The 17,855-nt window shown below is 60.2% G+C and carries 17 protein-coding genes and 1 tRNA gene; 7 read left to right on the top strand and 11 right to left on the bottom strand.

What is annotated here, in order from left to right:
* Nucleotides 1-306 precede the first annotated feature (306 nt).
* From BW979_RS09580 to BW979_RS09555, 6 genes are all read left to right on the top strand, one after another.
* Complete coding sequence (locus tag BW979_RS09580; protein ID WP_047227050.1) at nt 307-2,040, top strand: copper resistance system multicopper oxidase; 1,734 nt, start codon at nt 307-309, stop codon at nt 2,038-2,040.
* Nucleotides 2,041-2,050: 10 nt separating this feature from the next.
* Complete coding sequence (locus BW979_RS09575; protein WP_047227051.1) at nt 2,051-2,968, top strand: copper resistance protein B; 918 nt, start codon at nt 2,051-2,053, stop codon at nt 2,966-2,968.
* A gap of 59 nt (nt 2,969-3,027) precedes the next feature.
* Nucleotides 3,028-3,414, top strand: coding sequence for a copper homeostasis periplasmic binding protein CopC (gene copC / locus BW979_RS09570; RefSeq protein WP_047227052.1), 387 nt, complete (start codon nt 3,028-3,030; stop codon nt 3,412-3,414).
* A gap of 1 nt (nt 3,415) precedes the next feature.
* Nucleotides 3,416-4,342 carry a copper homeostasis membrane protein CopD gene (gene copD / locus BW979_RS09565; RefSeq protein ID WP_269458137.1) on the top strand — a complete coding sequence of 309 codons (927 nt, stop codon included), beginning with the start codon at nt 3,416-3,418 and terminating at the stop codon, nt 4,340-4,342.
* Nucleotides 4,343-4,468: 126 nt separating this feature from the next.
* Nucleotides 4,469-5,656, top strand: coding sequence for a cyanate transporter (locus BW979_RS09560; protein ID WP_076383701.1), 1,188 nt, complete (start codon nt 4,469-4,471; stop codon nt 5,654-5,656).
* 112 nt (nt 5,657-5,768) lie between these two features.
* The gene (locus BW979_RS09555) at nt 5,769-6,680 is read left to right on the top strand and encodes a DMT family transporter (RefSeq protein WP_047227054.1); all 912 of its coding nucleotides are present in this window, start codon (nt 5,769-5,771) and stop codon (nt 6,678-6,680) included.
* A gap of 6 nt (nt 6,681-6,686) precedes the next feature.
* Here BW979_RS09555 and BW979_RS09550 read toward each other — a convergent pair whose 3' ends face one another.
* The 6 genes from BW979_RS09550 to BW979_RS09525 are packed head-to-tail and all read right to left on the bottom strand — an operon-like array spanning nt 6,687 to nt 13,594.
* Nucleotides 6,687-8,108 (bottom strand): amidase, encoded by a 1,422-nt coding sequence (locus BW979_RS09550; protein ID WP_171061325.1) that lies wholly within the window; start codon nt 8,106-8,108, stop codon nt 6,687-6,689.
* Nucleotides 8,105-9,445: an aspartate aminotransferase family protein gene (locus BW979_RS09545; protein ID WP_076383700.1), complete on the bottom strand. Its 1,341-nt coding sequence runs from the start codon at nt 9,443-9,445 to the stop codon at nt 8,105-8,107. Before BW979_RS09545 ends, BW979_RS09550 begins: the two co-directional genes overlap by 4 nt.
* A complete protein-coding gene (locus BW979_RS09540) occupies nt 9,423-10,550 on the bottom strand; it encodes an aminotransferase class III-fold pyridoxal phosphate-dependent enzyme (RefSeq protein ID WP_076383699.1) in 1,128 nt (375 codons plus the stop codon). Before BW979_RS09540 ends, BW979_RS09545 begins: the two co-directional genes overlap by 23 nt.
* An 8-nt stretch (nt 10,551-10,558) precedes the next feature.
* Nucleotides 10,559-11,440, bottom strand: a complete 882-nt coding sequence (locus BW979_RS09535; RefSeq protein WP_076383698.1) for a TauD/TfdA family dioxygenase — start codon at nt 11,438-11,440, stop codon at nt 10,559-10,561.
* Nucleotides 11,415-12,980, bottom strand: a complete 1,566-nt coding sequence (locus tag BW979_RS09530; RefSeq protein ID WP_076383697.1) for an AMP-binding protein — start codon at nt 12,978-12,980, stop codon at nt 11,415-11,417. Before BW979_RS09530 ends, BW979_RS09535 begins: the two co-directional genes overlap by 26 nt.
* Nucleotides 12,977-13,594: a thermostable hemolysin gene (locus BW979_RS09525; protein WP_047227059.1), complete on the bottom strand. Its 618-nt coding sequence runs from the start codon at nt 13,592-13,594 to the stop codon at nt 12,977-12,979. Before BW979_RS09525 ends, BW979_RS09530 begins: the two co-directional genes overlap by 4 nt.
* 171 nt (nt 13,595-13,765) lie before the next feature.
* Here BW979_RS09525 and BW979_RS09520 point away from each other — a divergent pair, with 171 nt between their 5' ends.
* Nucleotides 13,766-14,701 (top strand): LysR family transcriptional regulator, encoded by a 936-nt coding sequence (locus BW979_RS09520; RefSeq protein ID WP_047227126.1) that lies wholly within the window; start codon nt 13,766-13,768, stop codon nt 14,699-14,701.
* Nucleotides 14,702-14,827: 126 nt separating this feature from the next.
* Here BW979_RS09520 and BW979_RS09515 read toward each other — a convergent pair.
* The 5 genes from BW979_RS09515 to pal form a co-directional block, all read right to left on the bottom strand.
* Nucleotides 14,828-14,903, bottom strand: a tRNA-Lys gene (locus BW979_RS09515).
* Between the two features lie 63 nt (nt 14,904-14,966).
* The gene (gene queC, locus BW979_RS09510) at nt 14,967-15,641 is read right to left on the bottom strand and encodes a 7-cyano-7-deazaguanine synthase QueC (RefSeq protein ID WP_171061329.1); all 675 of its coding nucleotides are present in this window, start codon (nt 15,639-15,641) and stop codon (nt 14,967-14,969) included.
* A 19-nt stretch (nt 15,642-15,660) separates the two neighbouring features.
* Nucleotides 15,661-16,308, bottom strand: a complete 648-nt coding sequence (gene queE / locus BW979_RS09505; protein WP_047227061.1) for a 7-carboxy-7-deazaguanine synthase QueE — start codon at nt 16,306-16,308, stop codon at nt 15,661-15,663.
* A gap of 166 nt (nt 16,309-16,474) precedes the next feature.
* Nucleotides 16,475-17,305 (bottom strand): tol-pal system protein YbgF, encoded by an 831-nt coding sequence (gene ybgF / locus BW979_RS09500; RefSeq protein ID WP_076383696.1) that lies wholly within the window; start codon nt 17,303-17,305, stop codon nt 16,475-16,477.
* 6 nt (nt 17,306-17,311) lie between these two features.
* Complete coding sequence (gene pal / locus BW979_RS09495) at nt 17,312-17,809, bottom strand: peptidoglycan-associated lipoprotein Pal (protein ID WP_047227063.1); 498 nt, start codon at nt 17,807-17,809, stop codon at nt 17,312-17,314.
* Between the last annotated feature and the right edge of the window lie 46 nt (nt 17,810-17,855).

The raw sequence follows: 17,855 nt of genomic DNA, 5'->3' as shown, positions 1-17,855 counted from the left end.
TCAATCAGGCACGGTATAGCGTGAAGCCGGCAAGGCTACAGAATAACCCGCCGTTGCAAAAGATCATTCTGACCTGTGCCCTGTGGCCAGCGCTCTATCTGTGGGAGCAAGGCTTGCCCGCGAAGCTGGCGCCTCGATTTCTGAAAAACCGCATGGCCTTCATCGCGAGCAAGCCTTGCTCTCACAGCCGCGTCAACCTGACTGAAATGTAATCACTTCGCGTTCCCGCCTGTGTCATCTTTCTTTCAACCCTGCACACGGACGCCCCTGTGCTCGCTGCAAATCGACTGACGGACTTCAAACGGCATGCAATCAAATACTTCCCGGCGAACCTTCGTAAAAGGCCTGACTGCCGGCGGCATCCTGGCTGGCCTGGGCTTGTGGCGCGCGCCCGTCTGGGCGGTCACCAGCCCCGGCCAACCCAATGTACTGACGGGCACCGAGTTCGACCTGTTCATCGGCGAAAGCCCGGTCAACTTCACCGGCAATCCGCGCACCGCCCAGACCATCAACGGCGGCATCCCCGGCCCGCTGCTGCGCTGGCGTGAGGGTGACATCGTGACTCTGCGGGTGCGCAACCGTTTGAAAGATCCAACCTCCATCCACTGGCACGGCATTCTGCTGCCGGCCAACATGGACGGCGTGCCGGGGTTGAGCTTCAAGGGCATCGAGCCCGATGGCATGTACGTCTATCAATTCAAGGTCCGGCAAAACGGTACTTACTGGTACCACAGTCATTCCGGCTTCCAGGAACAGTCCGGGGTCTACGGCCCACTGGTGATCGACGCCAAGGAGCCCGAGCCCTTCCAGTACGAGCGCGACTACGTGGTGATGCTCACCGACTGGACCGACGAAGACCCCGCCGATGTCATCCGCAAGCTCAAGAAGCAATCGGACTACTACAACTACAACAAACGCACCGTCGGTGATTTCATTGACGATGTGGGCAAGAACGGCTGGGCCGCCACCGTGGCCGATCGCAAGATGTGGGCCGAAATGAAGATGAACCCCACCGACCTGGCCGACGTCAGTGGCGCCACCTACACCTACCTCATGAACGGCCAGACGCCGGACATGAACTGGACCGGTCTGTTCAAACCCGGCGAACGCCTTCGCCTGCGCTTGATCAATGGCTCCTCCATGACCTATTTCGACGTGCGCATCCCCGGCCTGAAAATGACCGTGGTGGCGTCCGACGGACAGTACGTCAAACCGGTGAGCGTTGATGAGCTGCGCATCGCCGTGGCCGAAACCTATGACGTTATCGTCGAGCCAAGCGAAGAAGCCTATACGCTGTTTGCCCAATCGATGGATCGTACCGGCTACGCCTGCGGCACCCTGGCGACCCGTTCCGGTCTTTCGGCAACGGTGCCGCCGCTGGATCCACGGCCACTGGTCACCATGGACGACATGGGCATGGGTGGTATGGATCACGGATCGATGCAAGGCATGGCGGGCATGGATCACAGCCAGATGGCGGGGATGGACCACGGTTCCATGCAAGGCATGGACGCCGGGCTGTCCCATCCAGACTCCGAAAAAGACAATCCGCTGGTGGACATGCAGGCCATGAGCGTCAGCCCCAAGCTCGACGACCCGGGCATGGGCCTGCGCAACAACGGTCGCAAGGTCCTCACCTACTCGGACCTGCGCAGCACGTTCCCCGACCCCGACGGGCGTGAACCGGGCCGCACCCTCGAACTGCACCTGACCGGCCACATGGAGAAATTCAGCTGGTCGTTCAACGGCGTGAAGTTCTCCGATGCCGCACCGCTGCTGCTCAAGTACGGCGAGCGCCTGCGCATCGTGCTGATCAACGACACCATGATGACTCACCCCATCCACCTGCACGGTATGTGGAGCGATCTGGAGGACGAGAATGGCCAGTTCATGGTGCGTAAACACACCATTGATGTGCCGCCGGGCTCCAAACGCAGTTACCGGGTCACCGCCGACGCCCTCGGACGCTGGGCATATCACTGCCACTTGCTGTTCCACATGGAGATGGGGATGTTCCGTGAAGTTCGGGTGCAGGAATGAGGAGCCGACCATGACCACTATTTTTCACTACCCCCTGGCACTTTTTGCCAGCCTCACCCTGGGCGCCACTGGCTCGGCCTGGGCCGCGAGCGATGCCATGCAAGGCATGGATCACAGTCAGATGGATCACAGCCAGATGCAGGGGATGGACCATAGCCAGATGCAAGGCATGGACTCGATGCAGGGTATGGAACCGATGCAATCGGCCCCCACCAGCAGCCGCACGCCGATTCCCGAGCTGACCGACGCCGACCGCGCCGCCGTCTACGAAGACCATGGCGGCCATGCCGTGCATGACAGCGCCATCCATTCATTCTTGCTCATCGACCAATTGGAATGGCAAGACGCCGATGATGGCAGTGCCCTGAGCTGGGACGCCTCGGGCTGGATCGGCGGCGACATCGATCGCTTGTGGCTGCGCTCCGAAGGCGAACGCACCAACGGCAAGACCGAGGAAGCCGAACTCCAGGCCCTGTGGGGGCATGCCGTCAGCCCCTGGTGGGACGTGGTCGCCGGCGTGCGCCAGGATTTCAAGCCGGGCGACCCGCAAACCTGGGCCGCCTTCGGTGTACAGGGCATGGCGCTGTATAACTTTGAAGCCGAGGCCACCGCGTTCATCGGCGAAGGCGGTCAGAGTGCGGTGCGCCTGGAAGGCGACTACGACATCCTGCTGACCAATCGTCTGATCCTGCAACCCACCGCCGAAGCCAACTTTTACGGCAGGAACGATCCCGATCGCGGTGTCGGCTCCGGGCTGTCGGACACTGAAGTGGGTGTGCGGCTGCGCTACGAAATCCGCCGTGAGTTCGCCCCTTATATCGGCGTCACCTGGAACCGCGTCTACGGCAACACTGCCGACTACGCCCGGGAAGAGAACGAAGACCGCAGCGAGGCACGCCTGGTGCTGGGCGTGCGCATGTGGTTCTGAGGGTGTTTGTAATCGCAGTCAACTAAAAAACTAGAAACCTGAGCTGTAGGAGTCCTTGCATGTCATTTATCAGAACCGCTGTAGTCACCGTCGCGCTGTCCACAGGCCTGTTAATCAGTGGCCTGGCCCAAGCGCACCCAAAGCTGCTTTCCTCCACGCCCGCCGAAGGTGCTGAAGGTGCGGCGCCGGCAAAGATCGAACTGCATTTTTCCGAGAACCTGATGACCAAGTTCTCCGGCGCCAAGCTGGTCATGACCGGGATGCCCGGCATGTCGGCGCACTCGCCCATGCCCATGAAGGCCAAGGTCTCCGGCAGCGATGACCCCAAAACCATGGTCATTACCCCGAACGCTCCGCTCACCACCGGCACCTACCAGGTCCAGTGGCGCGCGGTGTCGTCCGATACTCACCCGATCACCGGCAATGTCACGTTCAAGGTGAAGTGACTTGAGCGCCTCGATCAACATTGACCTGCTCAACATTGTTCTGCGCTTGGCCCTGTACCTGGATCTGATGGTGTTGTTCGGCCTGGCCGCGTTCGGTCTGTATAGCTTGCGCGGTCCAGAGCGGATCTCGGGCGTGGTGGTGCACTTCAAAGCACTTGTGCTGACCACAGCGCTGTTTGGCGTGCTGTTGTCGGTGGCCGCCATGCTGTGCATGGCCTGGGCCATGAGCGGCGTCACCGACTGGAACGAGCTGTTGCCGCACATTGAAATGATGGTGTTCGAGACCGACGTGGGTGTGAGCTGGAGTGTTCGGATCGCGGCGCTGTTGCTGGCGACAATTGCTGTGGCCCTGAACCACCCGGCACCGACCGTCAGCTTGTGGCTGGTCACCCTCAGCGGTGCCGTGGCCCTGGCGACACTGGCCTGGGCCGGGCATGGCGCCATGGACGAAGGCCTGCGCCGTAACTGGCACTTCATCACCGATTTTCTGCACCTGTGGGCGGCGGGCGGCTGGGTGGGCGCCCTGACTGCGTTTGCCCTGCTACTTCGCCGTGCTGAACACCGGCTGCCGGTCCTGGCGCGAACCCTGACCGGGTTTGAAACAGCCGGGGCGGTGATTGTGGTGGTGATCAGTGTGACAGGGGTGGTGAACTATCTGTTCATCGTCGGTCCTCGCGTCGACGGGCTGCTGGATAGCACCTATGGTCAATTGCTGGTGCTTAAAGTCGTGTTGTTCGCGGCGATGCTGGTGTTTGCCGCGCTGAATCGTTTTCATCTGAGCCCGTTGCTGGAACAGGCTCGGCAGACCGGGGAGCACAGCGTGGCGGTCAATGCCCTGCGGCGCAGCATGGCTCTGGAGTTGTCCGTGGCGGTGGTAATACTGGCGTTGGTGGCATGGCTCGGGACGTTGAGTCCGGCGATGGAATAGCACGACTGACTCCACTGAACAGGGGTTTGGAGTGCACCTGATTTTTAAATACCCCCCACCAGATTTCAGTTTGCCCCACCCCTCACATCCCAGCCTAAATGGAGCTTTATCCAGCAAGGCTCTGTTATGGAAAACGTTCGAACTTCAAGCACCCACGCCGTCTGGCTGATGGTCAGCGTGGTGTTGGTGGCACTGAACCTGCGCCCCTCTATGGCGGCTGTCGGGCCATTGTTATCAGCCATTCGCGGCGAGGTGCCGCTGAGTTTCAGCACCGCTTCGTTACTGACCATGTTGCCGGTCATGGCCATGGGTCTGGCGATGTTCTTGGGCATGCGCATTGCCCTGCGCATCGGTGAGCACCGCACCATCGTGCTGTCGCTGCTGATCATCGGCATCGCCACGGCATCGCGCCTGTACCTGGACAGCGCCGTCGAGCTGATTATCAGCGCGGTGCTGGCGGGGATCGGTATCGCCCTGATCCAGGCCGTGATGCCGGCGCTGATCAAATCGCGCTTCGCCGACAATGTCTCGTTGTTCATGGGCCTGTACGTCACGTCCATCATGGGCGGCGCGGCGCTTGCGGCGTCGTTTTCACCGTTCGTCCTGGAGCAGACCGGCAGCTGGCGTATCGGCCTGGCGATCTGGGCACTGCTGGCGCTGATCGCCCTGGGCTGCTGGTACGCCCAGCGCGCGGCCGTCACGCCTTTGCCCGCAGCCCCGGCGCAGCGCCAGGAATCGTTTTTCAGCAATTCGCGGGCCTGGCTGCTGGCGATCTTCTTCGGCCTCGGCACCGCCTCCTACACCTGCGTGCTGGCGTGGCTGGCACCGTATTACGTGGAGAAAGGCTGGAGCGAACAGCACGCCGGCCTGCTGCTGGGGTTCCTCACCGCAATGGAAGTATTGTCCGGCCTCGTCACCCCGGCGATTGCCAACCGCAGCCAGGATAAGCGCCTGGTCCTGGCGGTTTTGCTGGCCCTGATCATCGCGGGGTTCTGCGGCCTGATCCTCAGCCCGGACCGCTTCAGCCTGTTGTGGCCTTGCCTGCTGGGGCTGGGCATTGGCGGTCTGTTCCCGATGAGCCTGATCGTGTCCCTCGATCACTTGGACAACCCACGTCGGGCCGGTGGTCTGACGGCGTTCGTGCAAGGTATCGGCTACCTGATCGCCGGCCTCTCGCCGTTGATTGCCGGGATGATCCGCGATCAGTTGGGCAGCTTCGAATGGGCCTGGTGGTCGCTCACCGCGGTCATGGCGCTGATGATCGTGATGGTCCTGCGCTTCAATCCCAAACACTACGCGCGACATATCAGCTAGTGACGTCAAAGGGCTGCAGTTGACTGCGGCCCTGTTTTTCACACTCACCATGACAGCCGGCCGATTTGTCCCTCATGACGTTCCGGTATTTGAAAGCAGGAATAGAACCTTGATGAAAAACGTCGGTTTCGCAGCCGCTCACTGGGGCATGCTCATCTGGGCGATCCTGATCGCAGCATCGTTCTTTGCCGCGGCGCAGGTCAGTCAGTCAATCGATCCGATCCTGCTCACCGGGTTGCGACTGCTGTTTTCCGCCCTGATGTTCCTGCCGCTGTTACTGCTGAAAAACACCTCGCCGGTCTCCGGCAAAGGCCTGCTGGCCCATGCCGTACTTGGCCTGTTGCTGGCAACGTACTTCGGTTCGTTGTTCGAAGCGTTGCGCTACACCTCGGCGGTCAATACCGCGACGCTGTACACGCTGGTGCCGTTGATGACCTTGTTGTTCGAGGTATTTCTGCTGCCCAACCCAAGCCTCAAGACCCGCCTGCTGCCGATGTCGACCGCAGCGATCGGCGCAGTGTTGCTGACCCTCAAGGGCTCGGCCCCGGGACAATTGCCGGCGCTCTATCCCGTGCTGGTTTTCGGCGCCGGTTGCCTGGCGATGGCGCTGTATTCCCCCCTCAGCCAACGGTTCAAGGTCCGCGCGCTGAAAGGCCGCGACCCGGTGACGATGACGTTCTGGAACATGCTGTTCGGGGCGCTGTTTCTGCTGGTGTTTTGCCTGTTCAGCGGCGGCTGGCGCAGCGCTCTGCAGTTGTCGACGCTGGACATCGGCTGGCTGATGTACCTGGCCGTGTTCGGCACCCTCGCCACTTTCTGGCTGTTGCACCGGGCAATTGGGGTAATCGCGCCGTCCACGGTGGTTTCCTATGTCTACCTCAGCACCCTGTTCGTGACCGTACTGCACTGGTTCTGGCTCAGGCAGCAACCGCTGATGATCGAGATCCTCGGTGCTGCCCTGGTGGGTATCGGCATGCTGGCACTGGTGCTCAGCAGCCGAAACACCAGAACCGTCACGGCTTGAGGGCGGTCAGTACGTCGATGCCGGACGGGGCGTAACCGGACTCCAGCGCTCCAGCTCACGCTCCAGAAAAGCAGCCACCGCCAACAACCGTTCTTCCTGCCAATGAGGCCCGACAATCTGGATGCCGATGGGCATCCCGGTAGCCGGGTCCGTTCCGGCGCGGATCACTACTGCCGGGGAACCGCTGAGGCTGAACGGGAACACGAAGGCATACCGGTCGCGATCCTCCAGGGACTCCCCGTGACGGAACGCCACGTCCGGAAATACCGGGCAGATGAACAGGTCATGCTGCTTGAAGAATTTCGCCAACTCATAGCGAAACGTATCGATCATGATCCAGTCGCGTTTGACCTCATCCACGGTCAACTCCACCGCCTCGCTCATGTCCAGCAATTGAGCGATGGCCGGGGTAAAACGTCGCTTGTTCATGGACTCGAACAATTGCCGCCAACCGCGACCGGCGTCAGCGCCGGTGATGAACACCCGCCACAGCACATCACAGGCCTCATCGAGCATCGGCGGCGCGACCGTGCTCACCTCGGCCACCACCGGCCCCAGGCATCGTTCGACGTGCTGCAATACCTGGCTCACCGCCGCGCTGACCGGCGTGCGGCTCGACGCCGAGAACAGCGCCACCCGCAGGCTGGCCAGCGGCTCGCTGGCGGTGAACGGTACGTCGACGGTGTCCGGATCCTGTCCGTCGGCACCGCTGATCAATTGGCCGAGCAGCGCCAGGTCATCGACATAGCGGCCCATCACGCCAAAGGCCGAGGTCATGTGGAACAGCCCGGAACGGTCATTGGGAAACTGGCCGGTCAGCGGCACCCGTCCCTGGGTCAGTTTCAAGCCGCAGATGCCATTGAAGTGCGCCGGTATCCGCACACTGCCACATGCATCGGACGCCAGCCCGGCCGGGGAACACCCGGCAGCGATCGCCGCTGCCTCACCGCCGCTGCTGCCGCCGGCGGAGCGTTGCAAGTCGTGGGGGTTCAGGGTCCGGCCGTAGACCAGGTTTTCGGTTTCGAAGGCCATGCACAGCTCAGGCACATTGCTGATGCCCAGAATGATCGCCCCGGCCTGTCGAAGCCGGGCAACGGCCGTTGCGTCCTGCTCGCTGGGTTCGCCCAACAGCTCCCCCAGCCCTCGGGACATCTTGAAACCACGCACATGCAGGACATCCTTGATGGTGATGGGAATGCCATGCAGCGGGCCACTGATCTGGCCAACGCGCGCCATCTCGTCAGCCTCGCGAGCCTGGCGCCGCAGTTCCTCGACTGGCGCCAGCTGGATCAGTGCGTTGATGTGCCGGTTACGCTCAGCGATGCGTTGCAGGTAAAACTCCAGCAACGTGACGCTGGTCAGCACGCCACGGCGCAGCAGACCGGCCATTTCCCGCAGGGTCAGCGTATCGGGGTTGAACAGGCTCATGACGCCTCCTTGCTGCGCAGCCACTTGTTGGGCAACAGATACATGTTGCGCACCACCAGGGAAAACGCTTTCACCGCCAGCGCCGGGCGCCGATCGATGGCTTGCAGGGACTCTTCGATCATCGCCAGGACATGCTGCAAGGCTTCGGGCGTGATATTCAGCGGCGGATAAAAACGCAACACCGGGCGTTCGGCCTTTTCATTCATGGAATGCCCGGCGTGGACGCCACGCTTGCCCAGCTCCATGCTCATCAGCGCCTCATAGACCGAACCACGCAGGCGCAGGCCCGTCATCAGGCCGACGCCCGGCACATCCTCGATGATGTGCGGATAACGCAAGGCCAGCCGTTGCAGACCGTGGCGCAGCAACCCACCGTTGGCCCGCGACAGCTCCACCAGGTTGTGTTGCTCGATGTAGTCGATGGCCGCGAGCGCCGAGGCACACGCTAGCGGATGCCCGCCATTGGTTCGCGTGTCGGGCTCGATTTCGCTGAGCGGATACTGGGTGGCCAGGCGCCGGCTGTACATGGCGCAAGCGAACGAGGTGTAGCCGCCGGTCAGGCCCTTGGAGAGGATCATGATGTCAGGCACCACGTCGTCATATTGCACGGCGAACCATTTGCCGCATCGGCCGAAACCGGTCTGGATTTCATCCGCCACCAGCAGCGTGCCCGTGGCGTCGCACAAGGCGCGAAGGTTGGCCATGTAGCCCACCGGGGGCACCTGCAGATGAGCGCCGCCCAGAATCGGCTCGACGTACACCGCACAGACACCCTCGCCCACGGCCTTTTGCAGGGCGGCGAAATCGCCGTAGGGGACACAGGTCACTTCGGGGCAAGCGATGCCATAACTGCTGTGGTGCTGTTGCTGGCCCAGAATGCTCATCGCCGCCAAAGTCTTGCCATGATAGGAGCCGCTCATCACGACGATTCTGCGCCGCTGGGGCTGGATCCGCAGCACATAACGCAGGCTCTGCTCGACGGCCTCGGCACCCGAGACCATGAATTGCACGTCGCCCCATTCTCCCGGCACCAGTTGGCAAAGCCGCTCGGACAGCTTGTCTTGAAGCGGATGGCGCCGGCCTTCCGGGACCCAGGCCAACTGATTCAATTGCGCCTGCACCTGCTCACGCACCGTCGGGTTGCGATGCCCGACGATAAACACCCCGTAGCTGCACGCGCAGTCAATGAAGCGCTTGCCGGTGTGATCGGTGACATGGATGCCATCGGTCTGCTGTTCTACGCTGGTCTTGCCCAGGCGATACAGCTTGGCCGCCGAGGCGCTCCAGTGCCGCTGGCAATCATCCAGCAGTTGTTCATGCGGCCTGAGTAAGGACATGGCTTAGCGTCTCCTTGATGAGGTGGGCGGCACGTTGAATCTGTTCGGGGCGTGCAGTGATCGGGCAGCGCAAGATCAATTCGCGGCCCCGGGGTGGGCTGATATAAACGCCTTGCTGGTAAAGCGCTTCGCACAGCAGGGACGGCTGCAGATCATCGGCCAGCGGCAGGCTGACCCAGCCACCCACGGCCACCGCTCCGAATGGCGCCAGGGTTTGCACCAGCCGCTGACCGTTCTCCAGACAATGCAGAGGCGAGTCGTGGGCCTGCACATAATCCAGGGCTGCCAGGGCCGCTACACACGCCATCGGATTACCAGCGGTGGTGCTGCCGTGTTTGGCCGGACTGCTGCGCCCATAGACCTGCCAGGCCATGCGCTCGCTGCAGGTATAGGTGCCGATGGGAATCGCGCTGCCCCCCAAGGGGCCCCCAAGCACGACAATGTCCGGGACAGGACGATAACGCTGGAAACCGAACAGCGTCCCCAGGCTACCGAGGCAACTGTGGGTGTCGACCGCGATGACCGGCGCGCCAGCCTGTGCTGCGCGGGCATGCAATTGCTCGAGCAGTGCAGCATCGAGCAGTTGCAATCGGCCGCTGGCATCCACGCGGGTGTTGCTGTGGCACACCGCGAAACAATCGCTCCAGTCCACCGTGTCCAGGTCAGCCAGATGCCGAATCGCCACTCGCTTGAACCCTAGAAAACTCTGCACGGCCAGATCATCTTGCGCGGCGCTGAGGCAACGTCCGTAGGTCAGCGCGCCATAATCCCCCCCCTGGATGAACACGATGGTGTTGCCCTTGGGCTTGAGGCCCTTGCACAACTTCAATGCGCCCTCGAACGCCTCATCCCCGGAGCTGCACACATAAGAGTTGACGAGCGGCGCAGGCAGCAGCTCGGCCAGGCGTCGGCACAAGGCAATAAGCGGTTGGGACATCAGCACCCGGTTGGATAACCCCATGATGTCCGCTTGGCGACTGACCGCCTCGATCACCGACGGCACCTGGAAACCGAACCCGCCGCTCAGGTCGATAATCTGCCGGCCATCGCCATCGAGATAACTCTCGTACTGTCCGCTGACAATGTATTTGTTGTTGTTCGTCATGATGAGTCTCAGCGATAGCTCAAGGCGTTGAAGATGCGTCGACGTTCGTCGACGATGGTTTCACGACCGTGCATGACCCGACGGTTGTCGATCATCACCACGTCGTGATCGCGCCAGCCAACCGGGCAGGTGTACTGGGCGGACACTTCGGCAATTTCCCGCTGAAACCCGGCAGGAATCGGCTGCCCCCCCACGGTGTCGATCACCGGAGCTTCGTAGTTGAAGGAAGGTCCCAGGATGCTGTTGGCGAAGGCCGGACGCTGGCTGAACGCGGACGTGAGGATCGCCGGAGTGCTGAAGGCGTAGTGAATGGAGTCATCGGCCGGGTTGAAGGAAATAACCGTCTGCGGGTCCTCCCCGATGATTTGCCACAGGTCCTCGATTTCGACGGCCGCCGGGTCCGACAACGCTGGCGAATAGTGGCAAACCAAACGACGCCACTTTTCCCCCGCAACGGTACGGCTGTAGCGGATAGGGTTTTCTTCAAAAAAACTGCGGCAGGCTGGAGACAGTTTCGCCAACACCTTCTCACCGTCACACAACGTCGTTTGCGACCCCTTGCGTGGTGCTTCCTGACAATAGAACCAGGTCATGTCCGGCCAGAACGGCGAGTTACCGTTTTCGCAGTGCAGGCCAACCGCCTGATGTCCCGCGTCCACCAACTGTGCCGCGCCGCCTACCATGACGCGAGCCGGATCCAGGCTCAGCCGCGAACTGTTTTGTTTGACGTAGGCGCTGAAATCTTCGGCGCTGTGGATACAGTTACGAAACAGCACGACCCCGTAATGGCCCAGCAGCTCATACAGCTCGCTCTTGCCCAGGCTGGCGAAGTGGTGCGACTCGACGATGGAGATGTCCGCGGTTTCAAAGTGAAAGGCAGGCGTGGTCATTGGATGCAGTCCCTTGCAGAGTGGAAAAAACAGTGGCGATGTCAGCGCGTTTTGGCCGGCCGGTAACGGTGTAAAGCTGCTCGATCAACGGGTCGTCCTGGGTCAACAACCAGAGTCGGCTGGGTCTTTCGATGTCGGAAAAACGCCGGGCGGACCAGGCCACCAGCTCATCGCGCGCGGGGGCCGACTCGACACACAGCAACGCCACCAGGCCATGGCGCTCATCGAAAAACACTGCGGCATCGTTGACGCCGGGGTATTTGCGATACTCCAGCTCAACCTGTTCGGGGCTGACGTTGCGCCCGTTGGGCAGGCAGATCACGTTCTTCTTGCGCCCGTGCACATAGAGGTAGCCATCGTCGTCCAGCATTCCCAGGTCTCCAGTGTCCATCCAGCCATCGGCGGACATGGAGCAGGCACTGGGGTCCGTGCCGGAATAGCCACTGAACAGTGAGCTGCTCTTGACCTCAATGGTCTGGTCGGCGCCGATACGCACCTGGACATGGGGCAAGGGTTTGCCCACGCTGCCCAGGCGCTGCTGTTCGAAGGTGTTCATGCTGACCACCGAGGCGTTCTCGGACAGGCCGTAGCCTTGGTACACAGCAATGCCCCGTTCTTCCAGTCCGTGCAGTACATCGATGCTGACCGCCGCACCGCCACAGGTAATATGCGCACCCGATTGCAGATAGCGCGCCAGTCTCTCGCCCTGCTCGCCGCCCTCGTCCATTTGTTCCAGGAAGCGGTTGACCATCACCGGCGGCACTGTCAGGGCCGTTGGCTGGACCTGCAGGATCCACTCGACCAGACGCTGTGGCGAAGCCCCAGGCTCGCCGAGCAATGCTTCGTTCGGTGGCAAGAAATGCACGGTTCCGCCCGCCAGCAACGGTAGATAGGCGGCAGTCACCTGTTCGAGCAGCAAACTCAAGGGCACCAGCGACAGGTAACGGCGATGAGCATCGGCGGGCATACGTTGACGCAGCGATGCCAGCACGGCGCCGACCGCCTGGGTACTCAACTGCACGCCCTTCGGGCGACTGGTCGTGCCCGAGGTGTGAATGATTTTGCAGATCCAGTCTTCATCACCGTCGGGCGTATGCAACAAAGGCTGTTCGATGACCGGCTCGCTGATGTGGCGCAAACGGCTTTCAGGGAAATTCAACTTCCATCGCTGCGCCAGTGTCCGCTGCCCGGCGGCATCCACTACAAACCCGTCGCAACGCTCGGCCAGGTGCTCCGCCTGAGCCTGGCTGAAAGCCAATGGCAACGGTAACGCGGTAATCCCGGCAAACAAGCAAGCAAGATCGGCCACCAGCCAGTCGCTGCTGTTACGCGTGGCAATTCCCAAAACCACATGATCGCCATGGGCCGGGCTGGGAAAACGCCGTTGCAGTTCGGCGGCCAGATTGAGGGCACGATGTTCCAGCTCGCCATAGGTCAATGCCACCGGCTCGCCGCCCGACGCCGACCAGTCCACCGCGCAGACAGCCTGGCGATTGTCTTGCAACGCGCTTTGCAAGTGATGGATAAATCCGCCGCTCATGGCTGCGCCCTCGCCAGTGAATCGCCAGGCAGTTGGGTGAACGAGGTATTGAGCGTCATGGCCGCGAAACGCGAGCGCTGCGGGTCTACCCGGATGAACCCGGTGACCGGCAATTTGGAGTAATAAGTCCCCCAGTTCTTGCCACCCTCCTCGCCCAGGCGCGCAGGGTCTGCTGTCAGCAGCGGCTCGAAATCGATTTGGCAACTTTCCATCATTTGCCGAACGCGGGGCGTCACCGTACACAACAAGTAATGCCCACCCATGCACCAGGACAACAGGGGAATCATGTTGACCAGAATCATGCCGGCCGTCAGGTGATGGGAGATCAAATTGCCGATCTCGACAATGTTTGAGCGGTCGATCGTTTTCTCCAGGCGCTGGGACAAAATCACTTCTATCGGTTGCGCCAGGTATTGCTCGGAAAACAGTGTGCGGTGGTCCGCGAATGTAATACCGGCACAGGCAAGAATACGGTCTGACGGATCCTGGGTGACCGCAAAGTATTGTGGATTCGGTTCAACCGACGCCGAATAAGAACGGCGAAATTTCTCTTTCACTACTTCAGTGGCTTGCACCCATAACGGTGTCTTAGTTTCTGCGACGCGAATTTGCATATCGTCCTCCTCCGTCCTTGTGCAGGATTTCTATAAAAAGCGAGGCGAGCATATTTAAGAAAATTCCCACAAGCCATTTAAAAAATAAATGCCTTCCGCTAATATATAAATAAACCCCTTTGTCATAAAAACAAGGGACGCTAGCTGATGGATTGCGCCGAGAAGGATCTTATGCTCAATAGTAATTTGCTTAGAAAGCTGGACATGCAGGACCTGATGGTGTTTGTCGCGGTGTACGAGCAAAGCAGCGTCACCGAGGTGTCCGAGACCCTCTGTGTGAGCCAGTCAACCGTGAGCTACTGCCTGAAGAAGCTGCGCACAAGTTTCGAAGATGAGTTATTCATCAATACCCGTAGTGGCATGCGGCCCACGAACAAAGCCACGGCCATGTACAGCCATGTACTCAACATCCTCAAGACCATAAATATATGCCACTCCGGCATTCAAACATTCGACCCCACGCAGAAAGAAATAACATTCAATATTTGCGCCCCGGAGTACTTCGAACTTCTTATACTTCCCCAGCTAGTGAAACGATTCATTGGCAGCCGTTTCCCCGTTATCATTAACATCACGAAATTTCACAAAGACATTCCGGTTGACGAATTGATGGAGGGTCGATTCGACCTGGTTGTTTGTTTTGGCCCCAACTTTCATCGCGGCGCGAAAGGGTTGCGCTCGCAAGTATTACTGGAAGATGAACTGGTCTGCGTGGTCGATAAAGACTTTTCACTGCCCAGGGAGGAATTTGATCTGGAGGCGTTCGTCGCCTGCCAGCATGTTTTTCCGACGCCCTGGACCTCCGACACCAACATGGTGGACGGCTGGCTCGCCCGGCAAGGCTACAACCGACAGATTGTCGCTCGGGCCAACAGCTACGTGGCAGCACTGAATATGATTCCGGGAACCGACTTCATCCTGACGTTGCCTCGGCGTATCCAGGCGTTGACCTGCGATGAAGGCAAATACAGCCATCGCAGGCCACCAGTGGGCTTACCGAACTTTACGCTGGATATGATGTGGAGCGAGAAACCCGGCCAGGACAACGCCAACATCTGGTTTCGCGAACAGATCGTGAAGGTATGCGCCGAGGACGGCTTGCTTTAACAACCCAGGGAACCACTCGAATCGTCGGGTGGTTCCGGTTTTCAAGCGGCGAGTTTTCTACAGGCAAAAAAAAATCCGGAAATCCTCACTTTCGTGGGCCTTCCAGACTTTTAAAACTGCTAAAAATGGTGGGTCGTGTGGGATTCGAACCTACGACCAATTGGTTAAAAGCCAACTGCTCTACCAACTGAGCTAACGACCCGCTGTGTGGTGGCGCGTATAATACTGATTTCTAAGGACTATTCAACACCTAATTTGAAATAAATCAAAAATAAGGGGTTGGATCGCTCACACCCGCCGCCGCGAAGCCTTCGGCACGCAGGCGACAGCTGTCGCATTTGCCGCAGGCACGCCCCTGATCGTCAGCCTGATAGCAGGAAACGGTGAGCCCGTAGTCCACGCCAAGCTTCACCCCCGCCCGAACGATGTCGGCCTTGCTGAGATTCTGCAGTGGTGCCTGAATACGGAAGCCCTGCCCTTCTACACCGGCCTTGGTCGCCAGGTTGGCCATACGCTCGAACGCTTCGACGAACTCCGGACGGCAGTCCGGGTAGCCGGAATAATCCACGGCGTTGACGCCGATGAAGATATCACGGGCACCCAGCACCTCCGCCCAGCCCAGGGCCAGGGACAGGAACACCGTGTTGCGTGCCGGCACGTAGGTCACCGGGATGCCTTCGCTGGGAGTTTCAGGCACGTCGATGGAGCTGTCGGTCAAGGCCGAGCCGCCGATGCCATTGAGGTTCAGGCCGATCACCTTGTGTTCGACGACACCCAGGTCCCGGGCCACCCGCTCGGCGGCGTGCAGTTCGGCGCGGTGGCGCTGGCCGTAATCGAAACTCATGGTGTAGCAGCGGTAGCCCTCGGCACGCGCCATGGCCACGACCGTCGCGGAATCGAGGCCGCCGGACAACAGGATGACGGCACGTTTTTCTGCAATGTTCGAGTGTTCAGTCATATCAGCGCCCCGGCTCGTCGTTCCAAAGATATTTATGCAGCTGCAATTGCAGGCGCACCGGCAAATTGTCCGCCACCACCCAGTCCGCCAGCTCCCGGGCGTTCAAGTCATGATGACTTGGCGAAAACAACACTTCGCCAGCCCGCTGGTCGAGCCCGTATTGAATCAGCTTGGACACGGCCCAGTCATAATCTTCCCGCGAGCAGATAACGAACTTGACCTGATCGTTGGGCGTCAGCAGTTCGATGTTCTCATAGCGATTGCGATGGGCTTCCTTGGACCCTGGGGTCTTCAGATCGACGACGCGGCTGACTCGCGGATCAACGGGTGCGATGTCCAAGGCGCCGCTGGTTTCCAGCGATACCTCGTAACCGGCATCGCACAATCGCTTGAGCAAGGGGATGGCGTTGGGTTGCGCCAGTGGTTCGCCGCCCGTAACGCAGACGTAGCGCGGGCGAAAACCGGCCACCTGCTCAAGGATGTCGTCGAGGCTGCGCAGGGTGCCGCCACTGAAGGCGTAGGCACTGTCGCAGTATTGGCAACGCAACGGGCAACCGGTGAGGCGCACAAATACTGTGGGCAGCCCGGCCGTTCGCGTTTCACCCTGCAACGAGTAAAAAACTTCGGTAATTCTCAATGTGTCTTGCATAGTCGCCACGGGCGTAACAGCTAAACAGGCTGTCCGCCTCCGTCAGGCACTTCCAGCAACCCCGCCAACGCGCAGATCCCAAGAAGCGTGTTTCATAAAAAGGGCGTGAATTCTAACGAAAAAACCCGCGACAAGCGCGGGTTTCTTCGAAACGGATCAAACAGCCTCACATACGCTGCAAGTCACGCTGAGCCAATTGGGCGGCGGAGGTACCCGGGTATTGGGCCACCACCTGCTCCAGAATGCCCTTGACCTTGTCGGTGTGGCCCAGGCGACGCTCCACGTCAGCGAGCTTGTAGAGCGAGTCCGGCACCTTGGCGTGCTTGGGATAGAGCTGCGAGACCTTGGCGAAGGCCTGACCGGCACCTTGCAGGTCGCCCTTGGCCAGGTTCACTTCACCCAGCCAATATTGGGCGTTGCCCGCATACTGGCTGTTAGGGTATTTGCGAAGGAAAGCGGCAAAGGCCAAGCTGGCCTTGTCAAAATCCTTGGCTTTGATCAGATCGAAGGCCGCATCGTAATAGAGCTTTTCCTTCGCCGGATCAGCCGGCTCACCGCCGGCTGCAGGTGCCGGAGCAGTTGCTCCCGCGCCTGCGGCTGCGCCAGGGGCGTTCAAGTCGCCACCGGCTGGAGAATTCTCAGGAGTCGCGGCAGGTGCAACGCCGGTTCCTATGCGCCGATCAAGATCCTGGTATCGCTCCAGGTTTTCCTGCTTCATGCGCGAAATTTCATTTTGCAGAACTTCAATCGCGCCTTGCTGGCGTGAAATCTGGTCTTGCATTTGCTGCAGTTGGTTGAACAGCTGGCCCTGTGCCGAGACAGGGGCCGAAACCCCTCCCCCGGCATAGGCGCCGCTCGTACCGTAACCTGCAGGCGGATAATTGCTTGCGCTATTGTTATAGCCGGAATCATTATCGACCACGGGAACCGCAGCCCACACCGCAAGCGGCGCGAGGCTGAGAGCCAGAACAGTTACAGCACGGCGGCACGTTCGCATGACGAATTACTTACGCAGTTCGACGCGACGGTTTTGAGCCCAGGACTGCTCGTCGTTGCCGGTAGCAACTGGACGCTCTTCGCCGTAGGAAACCAGTTCCAGCTGAGCTGGGGAAACACCTTGCAGTACCAGGTAGCGTTGAACGGCTTTCGCACGACGCTCGCCCAGTGCCATGTTGTACTCACGAGTACCACGTTCGTCGGTGTTGCCTTCCAGAACGATGCGAGCACCGTTCGACTTCAGGTCTTTGGCGTGAACGTCCAGAGCGCGCATGGCTTCTGGCTTCAGGTCCGAGCTGTCGTATTCGAAGTAGAAGGTGGTGATTGCGCGCAGAGCAGCTTCTTCGCTCAGGGAGCCATCAACTGCACCAGTGTTAGCGCCGTAACCAGCGTTTGGATCAACAGCGCCTTCACCGGCGTTGTCGCCGCCTTTGGACGAGCAACCTACAGCTACAGCCATGGCCAGAGCCAGCGCAGCAAATTTACCAAACTTCAGCATTTCCATCGTGAAACTCCTAATGAACCCCAGTGTGTTAAGTAAAACGTATTGC

Origin of the sequence: Pseudomonas sp. A214, assembly GCF_900156295.1 — a bacterium.
Classification (GTDB): Bacteria; Pseudomonadota; Gammaproteobacteria; order Pseudomonadales; family Pseudomonadaceae; genus Aquipseudomonas; species Aquipseudomonas rhizophila.
Note: the sequence above shows the minus strand (reverse complement) of the source record. Positions and strands in the feature narration are given on the sequence as shown.

Excerpts from the sequence above, each read along its gene's own strand:
- BW979_RS09580 (WP_047227050.1), top strand. The coding sequence starts at position 307 with ATGCAATCAAATACTTCCCGGCGAACCTTCGTAAAAGGCCTGACTGCC.
- BW979_RS09575 (WP_047227051.1), top strand. The coding sequence starts at position 2,051 with ATGACCACTATTTTTCACTACCCCCTGGCACTTTTTGCCAGCCTCACC.
- copC (WP_047227052.1), top strand. The coding sequence starts at position 3,028 with ATGTCATTTATCAGAACCGCTGTAGTCACCGTCGCGCTGTCCACAGGC.
- BW979_RS09560 (WP_076383701.1), top strand. The coding sequence starts at position 4,469 with ATGGAAAACGTTCGAACTTCAAGCACCCACGCCGTCTGGCTGATGGTC.
- BW979_RS09555 (WP_047227054.1), top strand. The coding sequence starts at position 5,769 with ATGAAAAACGTCGGTTTCGCAGCCGCTCACTGGGGCATGCTCATCTGG.
- BW979_RS09550 (WP_171061325.1), bottom strand. The coding sequence starts at position 8,108 with ATGAGCCTGTTCAACCCCGATACGCTGACCCTGCGGGAAATGGCCGGT.
- BW979_RS09545 (WP_076383700.1), bottom strand. The coding sequence starts at position 9,445 with ATGTCCTTACTCAGGCCGCATGAACAACTGCTGGATGATTGCCAGCGG.
- BW979_RS09540 (WP_076383699.1), bottom strand. The coding sequence starts at position 10,550 with ATGACGAACAACAACAAATACATTGTCAGCGGACAGTACGAGAGTTAT.
- BW979_RS09535 (WP_076383698.1), bottom strand. The coding sequence starts at position 11,440 with ATGACCACGCCTGCCTTTCACTTTGAAACCGCGGACATCTCCATCGTC.
- BW979_RS09530 (WP_076383697.1), bottom strand. The coding sequence starts at position 12,980 with ATGAGCGGCGGATTTATCCATCACTTGCAAAGCGCGTTGCAAGACAAT.
- BW979_RS09525 (WP_047227059.1), bottom strand. The coding sequence starts at position 13,594 with ATGCAAATTCGCGTCGCAGAAACTAAGACACCGTTATGGGTGCAAGCC.
- BW979_RS09520 (WP_047227126.1), top strand. The coding sequence starts at position 13,766 with ATGCTCAATAGTAATTTGCTTAGAAAGCTGGACATGCAGGACCTGATG.
- queE (WP_047227061.1), bottom strand. The coding sequence starts at position 16,308 with ATGCAAGACACATTGAGAATTACCGAAGTTTTTTACTCGTTGCAGGGT.
- ybgF (WP_076383696.1), bottom strand. The coding sequence starts at position 17,305 with ATGCGAACGTGCCGCCGTGCTGTAACTGTTCTGGCTCTCAGCCTCGCG.
- pal (WP_047227063.1), bottom strand. The coding sequence starts at position 17,809 with ATGGAAATGCTGAAGTTTGGTAAATTTGCTGCGCTGGCTCTGGCCATG.